18 protein-coding genes are annotated in these 19,285 nt (G+C 37.7%); 12 read left to right on the plus strand and 6 right to left on the minus strand.

Annotated elements, in window-relative coordinates:
- Positions 1-203 precede the first annotated feature (203 nt).
- The 4 genes from ESZ48_RS00780 to ESZ48_RS00795 form a co-directional block, all read right to left on the minus strand.
- Positions 204-752 (minus strand): CopD family protein, encoded by a 549-nt coding sequence (locus tag ESZ48_RS00780; protein WP_129015405.1) that lies wholly within the window; start codon positions 750-752, stop codon positions 204-206.
- A gap of 14 nt (positions 753-766) precedes the next feature.
- The gene (locus tag ESZ48_RS00785) at positions 767-2,119 is read right to left on the minus strand and encodes an MATE family efflux transporter (protein ID WP_129015406.1); all 1,353 of its coding nucleotides are present in this window, start codon (positions 2,117-2,119) and stop codon (positions 767-769) included.
- Positions 2,119-3,153 carry a ferrochelatase gene (hemH, locus tag ESZ48_RS00790; RefSeq protein WP_129015407.1) on the minus strand — a complete coding sequence of 345 codons (1,035 nt, stop codon included), beginning with the start codon at positions 3,151-3,153 and terminating at the stop codon, positions 2,119-2,121. The genes ESZ48_RS00785 and hemH overlap by 1 nt, the downstream gene beginning before the upstream one ends.
- 103 nt (positions 3,154-3,256) lie before the next feature.
- Positions 3,257-4,159, minus strand: coding sequence for a helix-turn-helix transcriptional regulator (locus tag ESZ48_RS00795; protein ID WP_129015408.1), 903 nt, complete (start codon positions 4,157-4,159; stop codon positions 3,257-3,259).
- Between the two features lie 216 nt (positions 4,160-4,375).
- On the opposite strand from ESZ48_RS00795, the gene hemA reads away from it, so the two are divergent.
- The 12 genes from hemA (at position 4,376) to ESZ48_RS00855 (ending at position 16,711) form a co-directional block, all read left to right on the plus strand.
- The gene (gene hemA, locus ESZ48_RS00800) at positions 4,376-5,620 is read left to right on the plus strand and encodes a glutamyl-tRNA reductase (RefSeq protein WP_129015409.1); all 1,245 of its coding nucleotides are present in this window, start codon (positions 4,376-4,378) and stop codon (positions 5,618-5,620) included.
- A complete protein-coding gene (gene hemC, locus ESZ48_RS00805) occupies positions 5,613-7,193 on the plus strand; it encodes a hydroxymethylbilane synthase (protein ID WP_129015410.1) in 1,581 nt (526 codons plus the stop codon). The genes hemA and hemC overlap by 8 nt, the downstream gene beginning before the upstream one ends.
- 116 nt (positions 7,194-7,309) lie before the next feature.
- Entirely contained in the window at positions 7,310-8,344 is a 1,035-nt protein-coding gene (gene hemE, locus ESZ48_RS00810; RefSeq protein WP_129016031.1) for a uroporphyrinogen decarboxylase, read from the plus strand.
- A 204-nt stretch (positions 8,345-8,548) separates the two neighbouring features.
- Positions 8,549-9,310 (plus strand): EI24 domain-containing protein, encoded by a 762-nt coding sequence (locus ESZ48_RS00815; RefSeq protein WP_129015411.1) that lies wholly within the window; start codon positions 8,549-8,551, stop codon positions 9,308-9,310.
- On the plus strand, positions 9,300-9,845 hold the full coding sequence (locus tag ESZ48_RS00820; protein ID WP_129015412.1) for a GNAT family N-acetyltransferase: 546 nt from the start codon (positions 9,300-9,302) through the stop codon (positions 9,843-9,845). Before ESZ48_RS00815 ends, ESZ48_RS00820 begins: the two co-directional genes overlap by 11 nt.
- 574 nt (positions 9,846-10,419) lie before the next feature.
- On the plus strand, positions 10,420-11,361 hold the full coding sequence (gene hemF / locus ESZ48_RS19470; protein ID WP_223266352.1) for an oxygen-dependent coproporphyrinogen oxidase: 942 nt from the start codon (positions 10,420-10,422) through the stop codon (positions 11,359-11,361).
- A 90-nt stretch (positions 11,362-11,451) separates the two neighbouring features.
- Positions 11,452-12,444, plus strand: coding sequence for a porphobilinogen synthase (gene hemB / locus ESZ48_RS00830; protein ID WP_129015414.1), 993 nt, complete (start codon positions 11,452-11,454; stop codon positions 12,442-12,444).
- A gap of 165 nt (positions 12,445-12,609) precedes the next feature.
- The gene (locus tag ESZ48_RS00835; protein ID WP_129015415.1) at positions 12,610-13,017 is read left to right on the plus strand and encodes an Lrp/AsnC family transcriptional regulator; all 408 of its coding nucleotides are present in this window, start codon (positions 12,610-12,612) and stop codon (positions 13,015-13,017) included.
- 83 nt (positions 13,018-13,100) lie between these two features.
- Positions 13,101-14,207, plus strand: coding sequence for a CNNM domain-containing protein (locus ESZ48_RS00840; RefSeq protein ID WP_129015416.1), 1,107 nt, complete (start codon positions 13,101-13,103; stop codon positions 14,205-14,207).
- Positions 14,207-14,680, plus strand: coding sequence for a methylated-DNA--[protein]-cysteine S-methyltransferase (locus ESZ48_RS00845; RefSeq protein WP_129015417.1), 474 nt, complete (start codon positions 14,207-14,209; stop codon positions 14,678-14,680). The genes ESZ48_RS00840 and ESZ48_RS00845 overlap by 1 nt, the downstream gene beginning before the upstream one ends.
- A gap of 94 nt (positions 14,681-14,774) precedes the next feature.
- A complete protein-coding gene (locus ESZ48_RS00850) occupies positions 14,775-15,938 on the plus strand; it encodes a serine hydrolase domain-containing protein (RefSeq protein WP_129015418.1) in 1,164 nt (387 codons plus the stop codon).
- Between the two features lie 62 nt (positions 15,939-16,000).
- Complete coding sequence (locus tag ESZ48_RS00855) at positions 16,001-16,711, plus strand: 3'-5' exonuclease (RefSeq protein WP_129016032.1); 711 nt, start codon at positions 16,001-16,003, stop codon at positions 16,709-16,711.
- 917 nt (positions 16,712-17,628) lie between these two features.
- On the opposite strand, the gene ESZ48_RS00860 is transcribed toward ESZ48_RS00855, so the two are convergent.
- Together ESZ48_RS00860 and ESZ48_RS00865 are read right to left on the minus strand one after the other, a co-directional pair.
- Positions 17,629-18,282, minus strand: a complete 654-nt coding sequence (locus tag ESZ48_RS00860) for a 3-oxoacid CoA-transferase subunit B (protein WP_129015419.1) — start codon at positions 18,280-18,282, stop codon at positions 17,629-17,631.
- 142 nt (positions 18,283-18,424) lie between these two features.
- The gene (locus tag ESZ48_RS00865; RefSeq protein ID WP_129015420.1) at positions 18,425-19,126 is read right to left on the minus strand and encodes a CoA transferase subunit A; all 702 of its coding nucleotides are present in this window, start codon (positions 19,124-19,126) and stop codon (positions 18,425-18,427) included.
- Between the last annotated feature and the right edge of the window lie 159 nt (positions 19,127-19,285).

Consider the following 19,285-nt stretch of genomic DNA (forward strand, 5'->3'; position numbering starts at 1 on the left):
CAATGACGGTTGCATCTTAAATTTCAAAAAATCAAATGCTCAAATTCCAATGGATTGGTGATTGTAGATCAGTCCAAGCTTTTTCTATCAGTATGAATCGGTTCAGACGGACGGCGCGGGACTTTGAGAACATTTATTTTTGAATAAAAAATAACGTCGTCTGAAACTTGGAATTTGAAACTTGGAACTTGGAATTTAAAATTCTAAACATCAGGATTTCGATTTCTGATGTTTTTATATAATTTAAATCCCAGCATTAATAGAATACCTAAAACCACGATGCCCACCACTCCAAAAATCCAGTTGATTGAATTTTTTAGGATCACCAAAAACACCACAGAAAACAAGATAAACGTGGCACCTTCATTCCATAGCCTCATAAAATTAGAGGTTTTTTTAACCTCATCACGTTGCAATTGTTTGTAATAGTGATGGGTTTTTAAATGATAAATGATAAGTAAAACCACAAATGCCAATTTCACATGCATCCAACCTTGATGTAACCAAGATGGGATTAAAATAAGTAACCAAATTGCAAAAACAGTGGCTAAAATTGCCGAAGGCCAGGTAATAATGTTCCACAAACGTTTGGCCATCAATTTGAGTTGTTTACCCAGAATTTCCTTTTCAGGGGATGGTTTATGAAAGGCTTCAATTTGATAGACAAACAACCTCGGAATGTAAAATAATCCCGCGAACCAGGTGATAACAAAAATAAGATGTAGCGCTTTTATATAATTGTAATAGTCCATCGTTCAAAAATAAATTAAACATCTTTAGGAATCAAATTCTTCTTGACTTCACGATTTAAGAAATAGGCGGTCACGATGGTGGCTAATACATCTGAAATTGGAAACGAAATCCAAACCCCAAATTCGCCGTAAAACTTCGGTAAAATTAAGATGAGCGGAATGAAGAAAAAACCTTGTCTGGATAAAGTCAATAATAGTGCAGGTACAGCTTTTCCAATGGCTTGAAAATAGGCGGCACCAATCAACTGCCATGCAATAATGGGCGTTGCAGCAAATACCCAACGCATATCGTTTGGTGCTTGACTAACAACATCAGCATCTGTGGTGAACATCCTTGTGATACTTTCCGGAAATATCATCAATACAATAAACACCAAAGTAGCCAGAATCGCGGCGTATTTAATGGCCGTATTTAGCGTTTCTTTTACGCGATGGTAGTTTTCCGCCCCGTAATTAAAACCGGCAATCGGCAAAAATCCTTGAGTAACCCCAAGAACAGGAAACATGGCAAACATTAACATTCTTCCCGCAATGGCATAGGAGGTCACAGAAGTTTCCCCACCCAGATCAAACAAGATATTATTCATAAACAAATAGGTAACGCTCACCACCGCTTGACGCGACAACGTGACGAAGCCCAAAGAAGTGATTTCTTTTACGATTGGAAAATTCAATCCCAAATGCGCAAAGTCAATTTTTAATTCTGATTTTTTAGATACAAAAAACCAAATTATGAATGCCAAACAAATCCCATAAGAAAGCGTAGTAGCCCAAGCAGCACCCGCCATTCCGAAATCCATAACATAGATAAAAATATAATCCATGATCAAGTTACTGACCGAAGGAATCATCATAGCATACATGGCAAATTTTGGCTTTCCCTCCGCTCTAATGACCGTATTTGCCATCATACAAAGTGCTAAAAGCGGCACTCCGTAAAGAACAATTTCATAATAGATTTTAGCGGGCTCAAAAATACCGCCTTTGCCACCAAAGGATTCGATAATGCCATCTGCAAAAAGCAATCCCACAGTGACCAAAGAAAGTGTCAACACCAAAGTCAAAGTGATTTGGTTACCGAAAGTTTTCAGCGCCTTTTCGTAGTTGTTACCGCCCAAGGCCCTAGAAATTATAGAAGAACCTCCAATCCCGATAGCCATTCCCAAAGCCGCAATAAAAAACGACACTGGTAACACCACATTAATAGCTGCGATGGCCGTAGACCCAATCCAATTTCCGACAAAAATAGTATCCACCAAGATATTCAGCGACATTACCAAAATCCCGATTGATGCAGGAACAGCTTGCTTTATTAAAAGCTTGCTAATGGGTTGTGTGCCTAAATCTTGAGAGGAGTCTTTAGCCATTATACAGGTACGGCTTCTGAGGTTGCCCACTCATCGATCCAATTGGAAAGTATCGTCACAAATTCATCGTCATCATTTAAACACGGTACGGTTGTAAATTCCTTACCACCCACTTCATGGAAGATTTCTTGACCTTCCATGGCAATTTCTTCTAAGGTTTCTAAACAATCACTTACAAATGCAGGCGTTACAACGGCCAAGTTCTGCACCCCTTTTTTGCCCATACGCTCGATAGTCAAATCTGTTGGAGGCTGCAACCATGGATCAAATCCTAATCTAGACTGAAAGGAGGAAGAATAGGTGCCTTCTTTTAAATTGAGTTTTTCGGCCACTAAGCGTGTGACTTCCAAACATTGGTGACGGTAGCAAAATTCGTGCGCCGGCGATGGTGTTATGCAACAGCTCTTGTCGATTTTACAATGTGATTTTGTGATGTCACGTTTTCGGATATGACGTTCTGGAACCCCATGATAAGAAAACAACAAATGATCATAAGGATTGTTTTTTAAATGTCTTCCTATAGAATTGGAAAGGACATCAATATAATCTTCGCGATTATAAAACGCTTTCAAATCGGAGATCTTAAGATTTGGAAAATGTTCTTTCCGTATTTCTTCTGCCAACACCAAAATAGTTTCGGTAGTTGCCATGGCAAATTGTGGATAAAGCGGCATCAAAAAGACCTCTTCAACCCCCTTGTCAACCAACTCTTGAAGCCCTTTTTTAATGGTTAAACTCCCATAGCGCATTGCCAAAGCCACAGGAAGATCGGTGTTTTTTTGTATTTTTTTCTGAAGTCGCTCAGAAATTACAATTAACGGTGAACCTTCCTCCCACCATATTTTTTGGTACGCTTCCGCGGATGCCTTTGGGCGTGTATTTAAAATAATCCCTTTTACGATGAAGGTTCTTAACCACAGCGGAACGTCAATGACGCGTTCATCCATTAAAAACTCACTTAAATAAGGCTTAACATCTTCTGGTGTTGGGCTGTCCGGCGAACCTAAATTGACAAGTAATACTCCTTTTTTCATATCTTATTCCTGCGAAGGCAGGAATCTATTTTTTAATTATATCCAATTTCAACAGATCTTCAAGTCACGGAAGTCTCCGTATGAACATCTTTTAAATATTAATTTACGAAGATAATGACATTAAATATTTTTTGGGGGTCGTGCCATATTTCTTTTTAAATGCCACTATAAAGTGACTCGATGTACTATAACCAACTTTTAAGCCTACTTCATTCACATTGTAGTCATTGGACTCCAAAAGCTTTCTTGCGACTTCCATCTTATAATCGAATAAAAAACTATAAACCGTATCCCCATATATCTGCTTAAAACCTTCTTTAAGTTTTTTTATGTTCAATCCAATCTCCTCAGAAAGCTCCTGCAAGGTTGGTGGTTCTGCCATTCTGGAAATGACAATATCCTTGGCTTTTCTGATTTTGATGACATTGGTATCATCCACCAAAAACGGACACTGTTCAATATTGGCATCTTCACTTCTATTGAAATACAAACTTAAGAGCTCATAGGCTTTCCCCTTGAAATAAAGGTTTTTGATGGAGGAATTCAAGTTATAATGAATCAACTGCGTCAAACCAATAGCCATGGAAGGTGAAATTTTTCCGTCCTTATAATATTTTTTATCCTTATTGTCATTGCTCAAAAAAGTGATGTATCCCGCTTCTTGAGAGAACAAGCCATGGAACTTTTTTATGGAGATCACAATCGAGACCAACCACGAATTGGGATGCATTTCCATATGCATGGGCAAATCACGTTGTGGGTTGTACAACAAGAGTGAATTTTCCTCCATGATATCCAAAGCATAGCGCCCTTCATTGAAAATGAATTTACTAAAGCCTTTTAAACAAAAGTGAAATTGAATAAAACTACTGTCTATCTCGCGTGTAATAATTTCTACGGCGTTGCTCTCGTTTTGATAGGTCAACACCAAAAAACCGTCATCAATCTCAGTCTCCTCTAAAGAACCTTTAACGACATTTTTTAAATCCATTATTTTAATATCCATTGTTTCTTATTTAGATTCATTCTAAACAAAACCATCTATAGGCATTGGTACTGCTGCAAAAGTATGTTATTTATGACACTTCTATAAAATAAAAGACCAAAAAACATCGAACGACATTTATAGTCCTTTGAGCGTTGTTTTTATTCAATTGACATTTCTACTTTTGTCTTGAATCTTCGCTATCGAATTTCCAAAACCAGTATTGAGCACTATCTTATGTTGAAAACTACTTATTTTTATGCCATTGGATTAAGCTATAAAAAAGCGGATGCAGATATTAGAGGTCGTTTTAGTTTGGACGACACTTCTAAAAAAAATCTACTCCACCAAGCAAAAGAAATAGGCATCGAGAGTTTAATCGTCAACTCAACTTGCAACAGGACTGAGCTTTATGGTTTTGCGGAACATCCTTATCAACTCATCAAACTACTTTGTGAAAACTCCAAAGGCACGATTGAAGAATTCCAGCACGTGGCTTACATCCACAAGAACCAAGAGGCCATTTCACACATGTTCCGGGTAGGTTCTGGACTTGACAGTCAAATTTTAGGCGATTTTGAGATCATCAGTCAGCTTAAAACTAGTGCAAGAACATCAAAAAAACTGGGCTTGCTCAACGCCTTTACCGAACGATTGCTAAATGCGGTCATTCAAGCCAGCAAACGCATTAAAAACGAAACGGAGATTTCGTCCGGAGCAACTTCTGTATCCTTTGCCTCCGTTCAATATATTTTAAAGACGATTGAAAACGTTTCGGATAAAAATATTTTACTTTTTGGAACCGGTAAAATTGGAAGAAACACTTGTGAAAATTTGGTAAAACACACCAAAAACGAACATATCACCTTAATCAACAGAACAAAAACCAAGGCTCAAGAAGTCGCCGGTAAATTCAATCTGTTAGTAAAAGATTATACCAATCTCCAAGAAGAAATCAACGCCTCTGATATATTAATTGTTGCAACAGGCGCTCTCAATCCTACGGTTGATAAAAATCACATCCAATCTAAAAAGCCGTTGTTGATTTTAGATCTTTCGATTCCTAAAAATGTCAACCCTGATGTTACTGAATTATCTCATGTATCCTTGATCCATCTTGATGATTTATCTCAAATGACGGATGATACCTTAGAACGCAGAAAAGCTTTTATTCCTTTAGCCGAAAAAATATTGGAAGAAGTGAAGCAGGATTTTAACAGTTGGCTGGAAACTCGTAAATTTGCACCAACCATCAACGCATTGAAGCACAAATTGCTCGATTTTAAAAATGCGGAATTGGAAACTCAACGTAAAAAATACGCTGATTTCAATGAAGCCCAAGCCGAGTTGATCAGTAATAACATCATTCAAAAAATAACGAATCACTTTGCATATCATCTTAAAACAGATGATACGTCTACTGATGACAGTATTGAACTCATCAGAAGAGTATTCCAGTTAGAATCCACAAAACATGTCTAAAATAATAAGAATTGGCACCCGTGATAGCGAATTAGCGCTATGGCAAGCCAAAGCTGTGCAAAATCAACTTGAGACTTTAGGTCATCTTACCCAATTAGTTCCTGTGAAATCCACAGGCGATTTGGTTCTTGACAAACCCATTTATGAAATGGGGATTGTTGGTGTTTTTACCCGAATTTTAGATGCAGCAATGCTCAATAACACCATTGATATTGCCGTCCATTCGCTTAAAGATGTGCCAACGCTTCTACCACAAGGTATTGTTCAGGCCGCGGTGTTAAAACGTGGCAACGTTAGGGATACTTTACTCTTTAAAGACAATGAAGAGTTTTTATCGCAAAGAGATGCGGTCATAGCCACCGGAAGTTTAAGACGTAAAGCTCAATGGCTCAATCGTTATCCAACCCATACTATTGTTGGTCTAAGAGGAAACGTCAATACCAGACTCCAGAAATTACAAGATAATGAAGATTGGAATGCGGCCATTTTTGCCGCTGCCGGAATTGGTAGAATTGGAGTACGCCCAGAGGATGCCATTAATCTTGATTGGATGGTTCCAGCACCTGGACAAGGCGCCATCATGATTACTGCACGTGAAGAAGATGAGGAAGTGCTAGCCATTTGTAAAGAAATAAACCACGAAGAAACCGAAATCTGTACGACCATAGAGCGTCGATTTTTAAATCTTTTGGAGGGTGGCTGCTCGGCACCAATTGGGGCTTTGGCATTCATTAAAAATGAAGAAGTCAACTTTCAAGGGGTCCTGTTGAGTTTAGACGGCACCAAAAAAATTGAAGTGACACGCACAGAAAAACTAGGCAATCACCATAATATGGCTCAGTATGCTGCAGATTACGTTTTGGAGCGTGGCGGAAGTAGACTGATGAATGAACTCAGTGATACGCAAAGAGTCATACAAGTATTTTCCACAAGGAATTTATCCGAAATACAGCGTCAGCGTTTTAAAAATGTAGCCGTAGAAAGCACCGACTTCTTAAAAATAAGTTTGAATAGGATTGCAAAACCTATTTTGAAGTCGCCCATTGAAAACGTCATCATCACCAGTCAAAACGCTGTAGAAGCTATTACTGCCAGTGTTCCTAAAGAAGAATTACAATTTAAGAATATCTATTGCGTGGGCCGACGCACCAAAAGATTGATAGAAAATAGAATTGGCAAAGTCAAGCATTCTGAAAATTATGCGAAAGATCTTGCTGCTTATTTGGTCGAATATATTGATGGCACTGAAGTGACCCATTTTTGTAGCGATATCCGCTTAGATGAATTGTCTCAAACTCTTGAAAAAAATAATATTAAGGTGAATGAAGTGGAGGCTTACAAAACGGTTTTAGATTCAGAAAAGTTAGATCCGAATATTGAAGGGATTATGTTTTATAGCCCATCCACCGTAGAAAGCTATATGATTAATAACGATGCCGAAGATAAAATTGCTTATTGCATAGGAGATACTACGGCTGCCGAAGCCGAAAAACATTTTAAAGATGTGCGGGTTGCCAAAATACCAACGGTAGAAAGCGTGATTGATTTGGTTAATGAGAATTATGCCTCATAAAACAGACATAATAAAAGACAGACACAACCTACAAGTAGGTTCTTAACTCTGAATTACTATATAATAAAAAGACTAACTTAATAATGAGATTCCTGCTTTCGCAGGAATTTGTGAAGATGATAAAAAACGATTTATACTTAAGAGCATTAAAAGGTGAAACAGTAGACCGTCCACCAGTTTGGATGATGCGTCAAGCTGGACGTTATTTGCCAGAGTTTCAAGAAATAAAAGCTAAATACGATTTCTTTACGCGTTGTAGAACTCCAGAATTGGCGAGTGAAATCACCGTGCAGCCCATCCGTCGATATGGCATGGATGCTGCTATTTTATTCAGCGACATTTTGGTCATTCCGCAAGCCATGAACATTGAGGTGCAAATGAAACCTGATTTCGGACCTTATTTGCCAAATCCAGTACGCACACAAAAAGATGTGGACAACGTGATTGTTCCTGATGTGCATGTTGAATTGGACTATGTCATGCAGGCCATTAAAATGACCAAAGAAATGCTTAATGACGAGGTTCCATTGATTGGTTTTGCAGGATCACCTTGGACTATTTTATGTTATTGCGTACAAGGTCAAGGCAGCAAAAATTTTGATAAAGCAAAGCAGTTTTGTTTTACAAATCCAATAGCCGCGCATCAATTATTGCAAAAAATCACAGATACCACCATTACTTATTTACAAGCAAAAGTTGCTGCTGGATGTGATGCGGTACAAATCTTTGATTCTTGGGGTGGCATGTTAGCGCCATCCGATTATCATGAATTTTCATGGCAATATATCAATCAGATTATTGAAGCTTTAAAGGATCACGCGCCAGTAATTGCTTTTGGTAAAGGCTGTTGGTTTGCATTAGGTGATATGGCAAAATCAAACGCTACGGCTTTGGGAATTGACTGGACCTGTTCTCCTAGAAACGCACGTTATTTAACTGGCGGAAATATCACCTTGCAAGGTAATTTTGATCCTTCAAGATTATTTTCTCCACCTGCAGAAATCAAGAAAATGGTAAAACAGATGATTGACGAGTTCGGGAAAGATAAATATATCGTCAACTTAGGGCACGGGATTTTACCGAATATTCCCTTGGATAATGCCAAGGCGTTTATTGACGCGGTAAAAGAGTATGAAAAAATCCCATCATAACCTTGCTATTTCGACGGAACTCAACCCTGGAGAAGGGAAGAAACTGTTGTGGAACCAACATTAAAAGATTTAATTTTCCAACCTGCAAGGTTTCTAAAACCTTGTAGGTTTTAATCATCATAAAGAGCACGTTAAAATGTTTGGCAGAATCTCAAATTTTATTACTATTAAATCACCTTTCCTTTGGAAAGGGTTAGGGATAGGATGATTGGCAACATTTTCAAAGGCATTAAAGCCTACGCAGGAACTTTAAAATTAATTTCCAAACTCGGACTTTGGAAGTTTTTTGGCATTCCTATGCTAATCAGTTTTTTGGTGGCATCCTCCATAATAATTTCTGCATATACTTTTTCAGATAATTTCGCTTTTTATATTTCCAAGCTTTGGGTTTGGGAATGGGGGAATGAAACGTTTTACCTAATCAGCGAAATTTTAAGTGGAATTTTAATTCTCGTCCTGGGGTTTATACTTTACAAGCATATTGTCATGGCTTTATCGGCACCTTTTATGAGTCCGGTATCAGAAAAAATAGAAGCCCATTTGTTGGGTGTTGAAAGGCACCAACATAGAGACACATCCTTTTCTGAACAATTATGGCGCGGAATCCGAATCAACGTCAGAAATTTGTTAATGGAATTGCTGTTGACAATCCCTATAATACTCATTGGTTTTATTCCAATAATTGGGATCTTTTCTACCGTTGCATTGTTCTTTGTACAGGCCTATTATGCAGGTTTTGGAAATATGGACTATACTTTGGAGCGGCATTTTAAATATGATGAAAGCATTAAATTTGTAAAACAGCATCGTGGACTAGCCATTGGGAACGGCATTGTTTTTATGTTGTTTTTGTTGATTCCATTTATCGGAATTATTTTTGTGTTGCCGTTATCAGTAACTGCGGCATCAACAGAAACCGTAGCTTTGCTTAAAGAACAAAACAGATTGAAATCTAATGATTTATAGCTCAGAACATTTCAGTATTTCACTTCTACAGCCCAAGGATGCCTTACAGCTGAATAAATTACTCGTGTCCAATACCGAACGTTTTATCCGGTTTCTACCAAAAACTTTGGAAGAAAATACCACCTTGGAAAGTACCCAATACTATATCAAACGAAAAATCAAATCGGCTAAAAAAAGAAATGAATTTGTTTTTATCATCCATGATAAACACAGTATTGACATCATCGGAATGATCATTTTGAAGAATTTAGACTGGAAGATAAAAAAAGGTGAATTCGCCTATTGCATTGGGAAACGCTTTAAGGGCAAAGGCTTGATGAGCAAAGCCATAAAAGCAACGACCAACTATGTTATTGAAGAATTAGGGTTGGAAACACTTCAAATACTTTCACATAAAACTAATTTGTCCAGCGTGAATACGGCTTTAGGATCGGGGTTTGAATGGCAAGCCACCTTAAAAGATGAGTTTAAACCGTTAAATAAAGCACCTTTGGATATGGAACTTTTTGAATTTTCGAGACCTGACAGGTTTTAGAAACCTGTCAGGTCTGATGAGATCTAAAAAAACTAAAATGGAAACACTAAAACGAGAACATTATTATCATATATATAACAGAGGCATAAATAGCGGTCTATTATTCAACAATGAAGACAATATGCAATATTTCCTTCAATTGGTTAAAAGGCATCTTACTTCAAAAGTTGACATCCTTTGCTATTGCCTAATGAATAATCATTTTCATATAGTGGTTCAAATAATTTCAAATGAAAAGGAAGCTTCCCAAGCTATTTCCAATTTATTCAATGCATATTCAAAAGCATTCAACAAACAAAACTCAAGAACAGGAGCACTATTTGAAAGACCTTTCAAAAGGGTTTTAATTAATGATGAAGCATATCTAAAGAATCTGGTATTGTATATTCATAAAAATCCTGAAAGCCACGGTATAGTTGAAAATTTCGGAGATTATAAATTTTCATCTTATAATGCGTTTCTCCAAAATGAACAAACCATCATTTCAAATAAAAAAGACTACATATTAAATTTATTCGCAGACTTGGAAAATTTTATTTTCACTCATAAAGGTAAAAAAGTAGAAGTGCCAGACCTGTCAGGTTTTAAAAACCTTACAGGTCTTTCAACCAAAGACAAATTCTACAATTACATCCTAACCCTCCAGGACACCATCACTTCAAAACTTGAAACTGTAGATGGCAAAGCTAAATTTCAAGAAGATGTGTGGGAACGTCCTGAAGGCGGTGGTGGACGTACGCGAGTCATTGAAAACGGTAATGTTTTTGAAAAAGGCGGCGTCAATATATCCGCAGTTCATGGCGAACTGCCAGATAGCATGCAGCAATATTTTGGAGTCAAAGACGCCAATTTCTTTGCTTGTGGCTTAAGTTTAGTACTTCATCCAAAAAGTCCGATGGTTCCGACCGTACATGCTAATTGGCGCTATTTTGAAATGTATGACCAACAGGGAAATATCGTCGATTCATGGTTTGGTGGCGGACAGGATTTAACGCCCTATTATTTATTTGATGAAGATGCCATTCATTTTCATCAAGTCTGTAAAACGGCATGCGATAAGCACCATCCTGATTTTTATAAGTTGTACAAGAAAAGATGCGACGAGTACTTTTGGAATATACATCGCAACGAAGCGCGCGGTGTTGGTGGTTTATTTTTTGACTACTGCAAGTCAAGTGATGACATGTCCATGAACGATTGGTATAACTTTGTAACTGAAGTTGGCGATAGTTTTTTGGAAGGCTATGTACCCATTGTTGAAAAAAGAAAGGAAATAGCCTATTCAGACGAGCAACGAACATGGCAAGAAATCCGTCGTGGCCGTTATGTAGAATTCAATTTGGTACATGACAAAGGCACCTTATTTGGATTGAAAACCAATGGCCGCATTGAAAGTATCTTGATGAGTTTGCCGCCACATGTACAATGGGTTTATGACCATCATCCTGAAAAAGGAAGCGAGGAAGAGAAATTAATTAAAACATTAAAAAAACCTATTGATTGGGTTGAATTCTAAAAAGACAAGACCTCACAGGTTTTTGAAACCTGTGAGATCTCATGAAATATGAACTGCAGACTAATTACTGCAAACTGAATACTGAAAACTATGTACCCATTAAGAAGAAATAGAAGATTAAGAGCTAATGATGCCATTCGTTCATTGGTAAGAGAAACCATCATTTCACCAAATGATTTTTTGGTGCCACTTTTTGTCGTGGAAGGTAAAAATGTCAAAGAGGAAATTGCTTCAATGCCAAATTACTTTCGCTACAGTTTAGATCTCTTAGAAAAAGAAGTCAAGGAACTTTGGAGCATGGGCTTAAAATCCGTTTTGCTTTTTGTAAAAGTCCCCGATAACCTAAAAGATAATAAAGGAAAAGAAGCCATCAACCCAAACGGATTGATGCAGCGCGCTATCAAAACGGTTAAGAATACCTGTCCTGACATGTTGGTGATGACGGACGTGGCCTTTGATCCGTATTCCGCTTATGGACATGATGGCATCGTACAAAATGGAATGATTCTGAATGATGAATCTGTGGATCTTTTAGCTGAAATGAGTGTTTCGCATGCTCAGGCTGGTGCCAACTTTGTCGCACCGAGTGATATGATGGATGGCCGTATTTTAGCAATCCGTGAAGCCTTAGAAGATGAAGGGTTTATTAATACGGGAATTATGAGCTATTCGGCTAAATATGCCTCTGCATTTTACGGACCTTTCCGTGATGCCTTGGATTCTGCGCCAGTGGACATGAAAAATGTTCCAAAAGATAAAAGCACCTACCAAATGGATTATGGCAACCGATTCGAAGCACTAAGAGAGACCGAGATGGATATTGACGAAGGGGCGGATATTGTGATGATCAAACCTGGATTATGTTATTTGGATATTGTGCGAGAAATCAAAAATGCCGTGGATGTACCGGTTGCGGTGTATCAGGTTTCTGGAGAATATGCCATGTTAAAAGCCGCCGCTGAAAAGGGCTGGTTAAATCATGATGCCGTGATGATGGAGCAAATTACCGCCATAAAACGGGCTGGAGCTGATGTGATCGCTTCTTACTTTGCGAAGGATGTAGTGAGACTTTTGAATAAGTAAAAAAGTTGACATTGATACTATTTTATCATATTAAAACCACTTGAAAAATTTTAATTCCTTTGTTGTAAATCACATTAAAGCGCACAATTTACTTATCAATCAAAAATAATTTTATATATTTAATTTCGATTAAACCTATAATCACTTCATATATTTTTGATTCAAATGGATAGTATAGATACAAAAATCCTCCAAATGCTTCGTCGTAACTCACGCGAATCCTTTGCAACAATTGGCAAAAAAGTAGAACTCTCTGCTCCTGCTGTGGGTAAACGCGTGAAGCAATTGGAGGAAAAAGGAATTATTTTAGGATACTCCCTCAAACTCAATCATGAAAAGCTTGGGGTGGCAACCAAGGCTTATATCAATTTAAGGATCCATCAATCGAGCACGTTAAGAACAGCCTATAATCAAGTTATCCATCAAGAAGAGGTGCAGCGTTGCGATCGGATTACTGGCCAAGATAGTTTGTGTATTCTTGGATATTTTAAAAACAATCAAGATCTGATCACCTTTATTGAACGTATTTCACAATATGGCGTTCCAACAACCAGCATCATTTTAGAAGGTTAGATGCAAATTCCCAATTGTTTTTCATTAAAACATAAATAAAGTAACTAAGAATATCCTTAAATTAGCAGGAAACACTTAAATCAATGACCTTATTAATCCTCTATGCATTTATTTCTATTTTCTTTTCCTTTCTCTGTTCCATATTAGAGGCGGTGTTATTGAGTTTAACACCAACGTTCATTAATATTAAGAAAAAAGAAGGCAAAAGCTATGCAGTAAGTTTGGAAGCATTAAAAAAGGATGTTGATCAACCGCTCATCGCTATTTTAACACTCAACACCATCGCGCACACTGTAGGCGCTATTTTAGTGGGTGTCCAGGCCGAGAAAGTTTTTGGAAATGGCGATAATTCCATTTTGATCGTATCGGCGGTGATGACCCTTCTTATTTTGGTTTTGTCTGAAATTATTCCTAAAACAATTGGTGCCACCTATTGGAAAAAACTGGCTAATTTCACTGCAAAAGGACTCAATATCCTAATTTTTCCTTTAAAATACACCGGTATTCTTTGGCTTTTACAATTGACCACAAAACTCATTGGTGGTAAAAACGCCCATGTAAGCACAGTAAGTAGGGATAGCTTTCTAGCCATGACGGATATTGCCCATGAGGAAGGTGTGTTTCAGGAATCGGAGAGTAAAATCATTAAAAACCTTATCAACTTTAAGAAGATTTTAGCGAAGGACATCATGACGCCACGTACCATGATGATCTCTGAAGATGAAAAGACCTCAGTAAAAACATTTTTTGATAAGAATCAAGAGCTTCGTGTATCACGAATTCCAATCTATGCAGAAAACCCAGATAATATCACAGGATTGGTACTCAAAGATGATATTTACAGAGAAATGGCCCTCGATAACGATCATAAAACATTGGCAGATATACGGAGAGATATTATCATTATTGAACGGAATTTGCCAATCCCCATCTTATTTGAAAAATTAGTAGAGAGTAAAAATCATATGGCGTTGGTAGTGGATGAATACGGCACAGTTACTGGACTGGTCACTATGGAAGATGTGATTGAAACCTTATTGGGTCTCGAAATCATGGATGAAAGTGATACTGTGGCTGATCTTCAAAAGCAGGCTCGGAAAAGTTGGGAAACTCGGGCAAAACACTTGGGAATGATTCAGGACAGGCAGGAGAATGAGGCTGAAAATGACAATTTGAAAAATGATCTTTAGTGGAAACTTGCATCATCAAATCGCCTTTAGGGTTCACCAAGATCAGTGGCGATGAAGAAGGTATTATCGGCATCACCATATTCAATTCTGAAGAGAAAATTACAGATATCATTCCCATAGAACTAGAAGATTGCGTCCATCAACTCAATGAATACTTTGAGGGCAAGCGCACTCAGTTCGATCTTATTTTAAATCCAGAGGGCACAGAATTTCAAAAAAAGGTGTGGGACACGCTTCAAACAATTCCCTACGGAAAAACCTGCTCCTATTTAGAACTGGCGCAGCAATTGGGAGATGTCAAGGCCATAAGGGCTGTCGCCAATGCCAATGGCAGAAACCCATTGTGGATTGTAGTGCCATGCCATCGCGTCATTGGAAGCGATGGGAGCTTAACAGGATACGCCGGCGGATTGTATCGCAAACAATGGCTGTTGGAGCATGAAAGTCCATATAAGCAACAGTCTTTGTTTTAACCGAAATCAGACCTGACAGGTTTTAAAAACCTGTCAGATCTTGTACGCACATCGCAAGAATATTCCCTATATTTAGTCCACTAAACACCAACCTATGAAATTTCTTAAAAAATTCCTTAAATGGATCCTCATTTTACTTGTGCTCATAGTAGCCATTTTGTACATCACTGATACTGATTATTTATTAAAGGCCGTAAGGACTATTTATATCAAAGGCCATACTACAGCCTATTTAGAAGACTATAAAGAGTTTGATAATAAAGAAGTGGCAAACGGAACACCTCAACCCTGGCCAAACCATTTGGAATATAATTCTGCAAAAGAAACAGATGCACTCCAGAAAATGAATACAGACCTCGGTACTATTGCTTATGTCATTATAAAAAACGACAGCATTTGGTTTGAAAACTATTATGACGGATTTGATGAAAACTCCAAGTCCAATTCTTTTTCCATAGCCAAAAGTTATGTCTCTGGATTGATGCAAAAGGCCATTGAACAAGGCCATATTAAAAGTTTGGAGCAACCTGTTGGCGATTTCTTTCCAGAATTTAGTGAAGGAAAAGCGGCGAAAATGACGGTTGGCGATCTATCGACCATGAGTTCTGGAACCAATTGGGATGAAGCTTACTATTCGCCATTATCCATAACAACACGTGCTTATTTTGATGATAATCTTGAAAAAGTGATTTTAGGATTAAAAATGGACGACGAGCCTGGACAAAAATTTAAATATGCAAGTGGCGACACCCAATTATTGGCCATGGTGATTGAAAAAGCAACTGGGAAAAAATTATATGATTATCTATCTGAATCCTTTTGGAAACCTCTGGGCTCAGAGAACTCAACCCTTTGGCAAGTAGACAGTGAAGCGAATGATCTGGTAAAAGCCTATTGCTGTATTGCAAGTAATGCCAAAGATTTTGCGCGTTATGGAAGGTTATTTAAGGATCACGGTAAATGGAATGGCAAACAAATTTTAGATTCTGCCTTTGTCGCAAAATCGATCGTGCCTCGTTTTCCGGATGGCCCAGAATATGGCTACGGATGGTGGCTGATTCAAGATTATAACGGAAAAGACTTTTTTATGATGCGTGGCCATTTGGGTCAATACGTCATCGTTCAACCTGAGGACAACGTGATTATTGTGCGTTTGGGGCATCAATCTTTAAAGGTGGATGAAGCTATAGATCCATTTACAGAAGATATTTATACCTATATTGACGAGGCCTATGAGATGATGGGTCAAATTCAGTAGGGAAAAAAGGAATATAAAAAGCATATTAATTAAAAAGATTCCCGCCTTCGTGGGAATGGATGATGATTAACAAACTCAATCTCGAAGACATCTTATTCCTGGATATTGAAACGGTTCCAGAAACAAATCATTTCTCAGATTTGGACAAAACCAAACAAGAGCTTTGGGAACTCAAGTCCAAGTACCAACGAGCAGATATTTCAGCAGAAGACTTTTACGAACGTGCAGGAATCTGGGCTGAGTTTGGAAAAATTGTGTGTATATCAGTGGGTTATTTTAAATTCCAAGGCGATATCAGAACCTTCCGAGTGACTTCATTTTATGGCGAGGAGGTTAAGATTCTCAATGATTTTAAAAACCTAATTTTATCGCATTTCAGTCAAACCAAACACTTGTTGTGCGCCCATAATGGGAAGGAATTTGATTTCCCTTATATCGCAAGACGAATGATCATTCAAAATATTGAATTGCCTTATAAGTTGAACCTTTTCGGAAAAAAACCTTGGGAAGTTCCGCATTTGGATACGATGGATTTATGGAAATTTGGCGATTATAAGAATTATACGTCTTTAAAATTACTGACCAACGTTCTTGGAATTCCGTCCCCCAAAGATGATATTGATGGCAGTGAAGTATGCCGTGTGTATTACGAAGACAATAATATTGATCGCATCGTTATCTATTGCGAAAAAGACACGATTGCAGTGGCACAAATCTTCTTAAGATTGCGTGGGGATTCGATATTGGATGATAGTGAGATTACGCATATTTGAATGATCTCCTGCTGATTCAGGCGAAATTTTATTCGGTAATTTTCGATTGCCGGTGAAATGCAATCTTGGAATATTGCTTAAACTTAGAGCCATTAAAAAGACCTCTTCAGCAAAAACTTAGAATAGACCTTAAGAGATATCACAAACATATATCACAGAGCGAACAGAAATACGCAGGTATTTGCTTCCGCTATAATCGGCGGGAAATTTTTCAATAGAAAGTAGGTTTCTGTAGAAAAATTTCTCACAAAAAATTCATGCTTTGCCCCTGGGGCTTGGGTTAAAGCATGAATATTTTTTTTGTGAGCATTAAAATACCTTTAAGTAATTTTAATGTTTTTTGAAAGGTCTCAAATAATTTGCTTTCAGATAATGTAGGTTTTGGTAGATTTGAAGCGGTATTCATAAGTCAAAATTTATGGTAGATTTGGGGCTAATCATAAGTTAGGGTTATGGTAAATTTGGGTCAAATGGTTCGTTTTAATTAGGTTCTGTAAATATGAAACATTTTTTCAATAAATCAGTTAAAGCACACTATTATTCGATGAAATACATAGTTATTTAACATTTAACATCTATTGTTCAGATTAATCTTACATAAAAAAATGATTATAGGCCCACGGGTTTTATTGCACAGTATACATGGGTCAAAAAAATAGCCACCATTTCACGAATAGCATTTATGAATATATGCGTGTACTAGAAGTTCATAATTTGCATAGGATTACAACGAGATCTTTCGTTCTACAAATAATCTCGAGACTTCCAATTCCACAATTAAGCTGAGCAAGCTGGCAAGCACAACTACTGTTGAATCTGAGCTTAAAATTTGTGGAAAAAAAATAGCCACTAATACAGGAATATCATTTATGACGATATTGTTGTATTGGTGGCTAAAACATTTAAATGTATAATTTCTATATTACCATTTCAGGGATATCGCCTTCAACAATCAACTTCCCTTCTGTAGCGTTTATAATATCATCTACCGATATTCCTGGAGCGCGTTCCAACAATTTAAATCCGTCTTCAGTAACTTCTAAAACCGCCAAATTGGTCACGATCTTTTTAACACAGCCTACACCCGTAAGTGGCAAGCTGCATTTTTTTAATAATTTGGATTCCCCTTCTTTATTGGTATGCATCATGGCCACAATGATGTTCTGAGCACTTGCTACCAAATCCATCGCACCGCCCATGCCCTTCACCATTTTACCCGGGATTTTCCAATTGGCAATATCTCCTTCTTCAGATACCTCCATAGCGCCTAATATGGTCAAATCGACGTGTTGTCCTCTAATCATGGAGAAACTTAAGGACGAGTCAAAAAAACTGGCTCCTGGCAATGCTGTAATGGTTTGTTTTCCTGCGTTGATCAAATCGGCATCCTCTTCCCCTTCATAAGGGAAAGGACCCATGCCCAAAATGCCATTTTCACTTTGGAATTCAACTTCTATATCATCTCTTACATAATTGGCAACCAAAGTTGGAATGCCTATGCCTAAGTTGACATAATACCCATCTTGGACTTCTTGTGCTATGCGCTTTGCAATTCCTATTTTGTCTAACATTTCTCTTAAGTTATTTCATCCTCGCGAAGGCGGGGATCTCCTCTATTTATATTATATCTCGATTAGTTTATCTTGAGCGAAATCTGAAGATTCTACATTATCTCAATGTGAGATGAATTAACAATGTAAAAATTTCGTGTACTTATGCCCTCTTTCTCACCGTTAATTGTTCAATGCGTTTTTCGTAATTTTCACCTTGAAAAATTCGCTGGATAAATATGCCTGGAATATGGATTTGATTGGGATCCAAACTTCCAACAGGCACCAGTTCTTCAACTTCAGCAACCGTAATTTTAGCTGAGCCACACATGGCTGGATTAAAGTTTCTGGCGGTCCCTTTAAAGATTAAATTTCCCGCAGCATCACCTTTCCAAGCTTTTACGAAAGCAAAGTCTGCTTCAAAAGCTTTTTCCAAAACATACATTTTCCCGTTAAATTCACGAATTTCTTTGCCTTCTGCTACTTCAGTACCATAACCTGCTGGCGTAAAGAAGGCAGGAAAGCCTGATTGCGCCGCTCTACAGCGTTCAACAAGCGTGCCTTGGGGAACCAACTCCACTTCCAATTCGCCACTAAGCATTTGCCGCTCAAATTCTTCATTTTCTCCTACATAAGATGAAATCATCTTTTTGATCTGGCGCTTATGCAATAACAAGCCCAAACCAAAATCATCCACTCCGGCATTATTGGAAATACAAGTGAGTCCTTTAACATTCAATTTGACCAAATTGTTGATGGCATTTTCAGGAATCCCACAAAGCCCGAAACCACCTAACATAAGGGTCATGTCGTCTTTGACCCCTTGCATGGCTTCCGTAACATTAGCTACTTTTTTATTAATCATGAGTACTTTTTTTAAGAGTTTTAAAATTACGAAATTATATAGCCAATCTAAAATGATTTGAACATGTAGATGGTGTGACTATTCTAAATTTAAACTATTCTCCATCGAAATATATCAGAAAACGGGAAGTGGACAAAAGGTTATTAAGTAAAATCACGA

The organism is Gelidibacter gilvus, from assembly GCF_004115975.1.
GTDB classification, from domain to species: Bacteria; Bacteroidota; Bacteroidia; order Flavobacteriales; family Flavobacteriaceae; genus Gelidibacter; species Gelidibacter gilvus.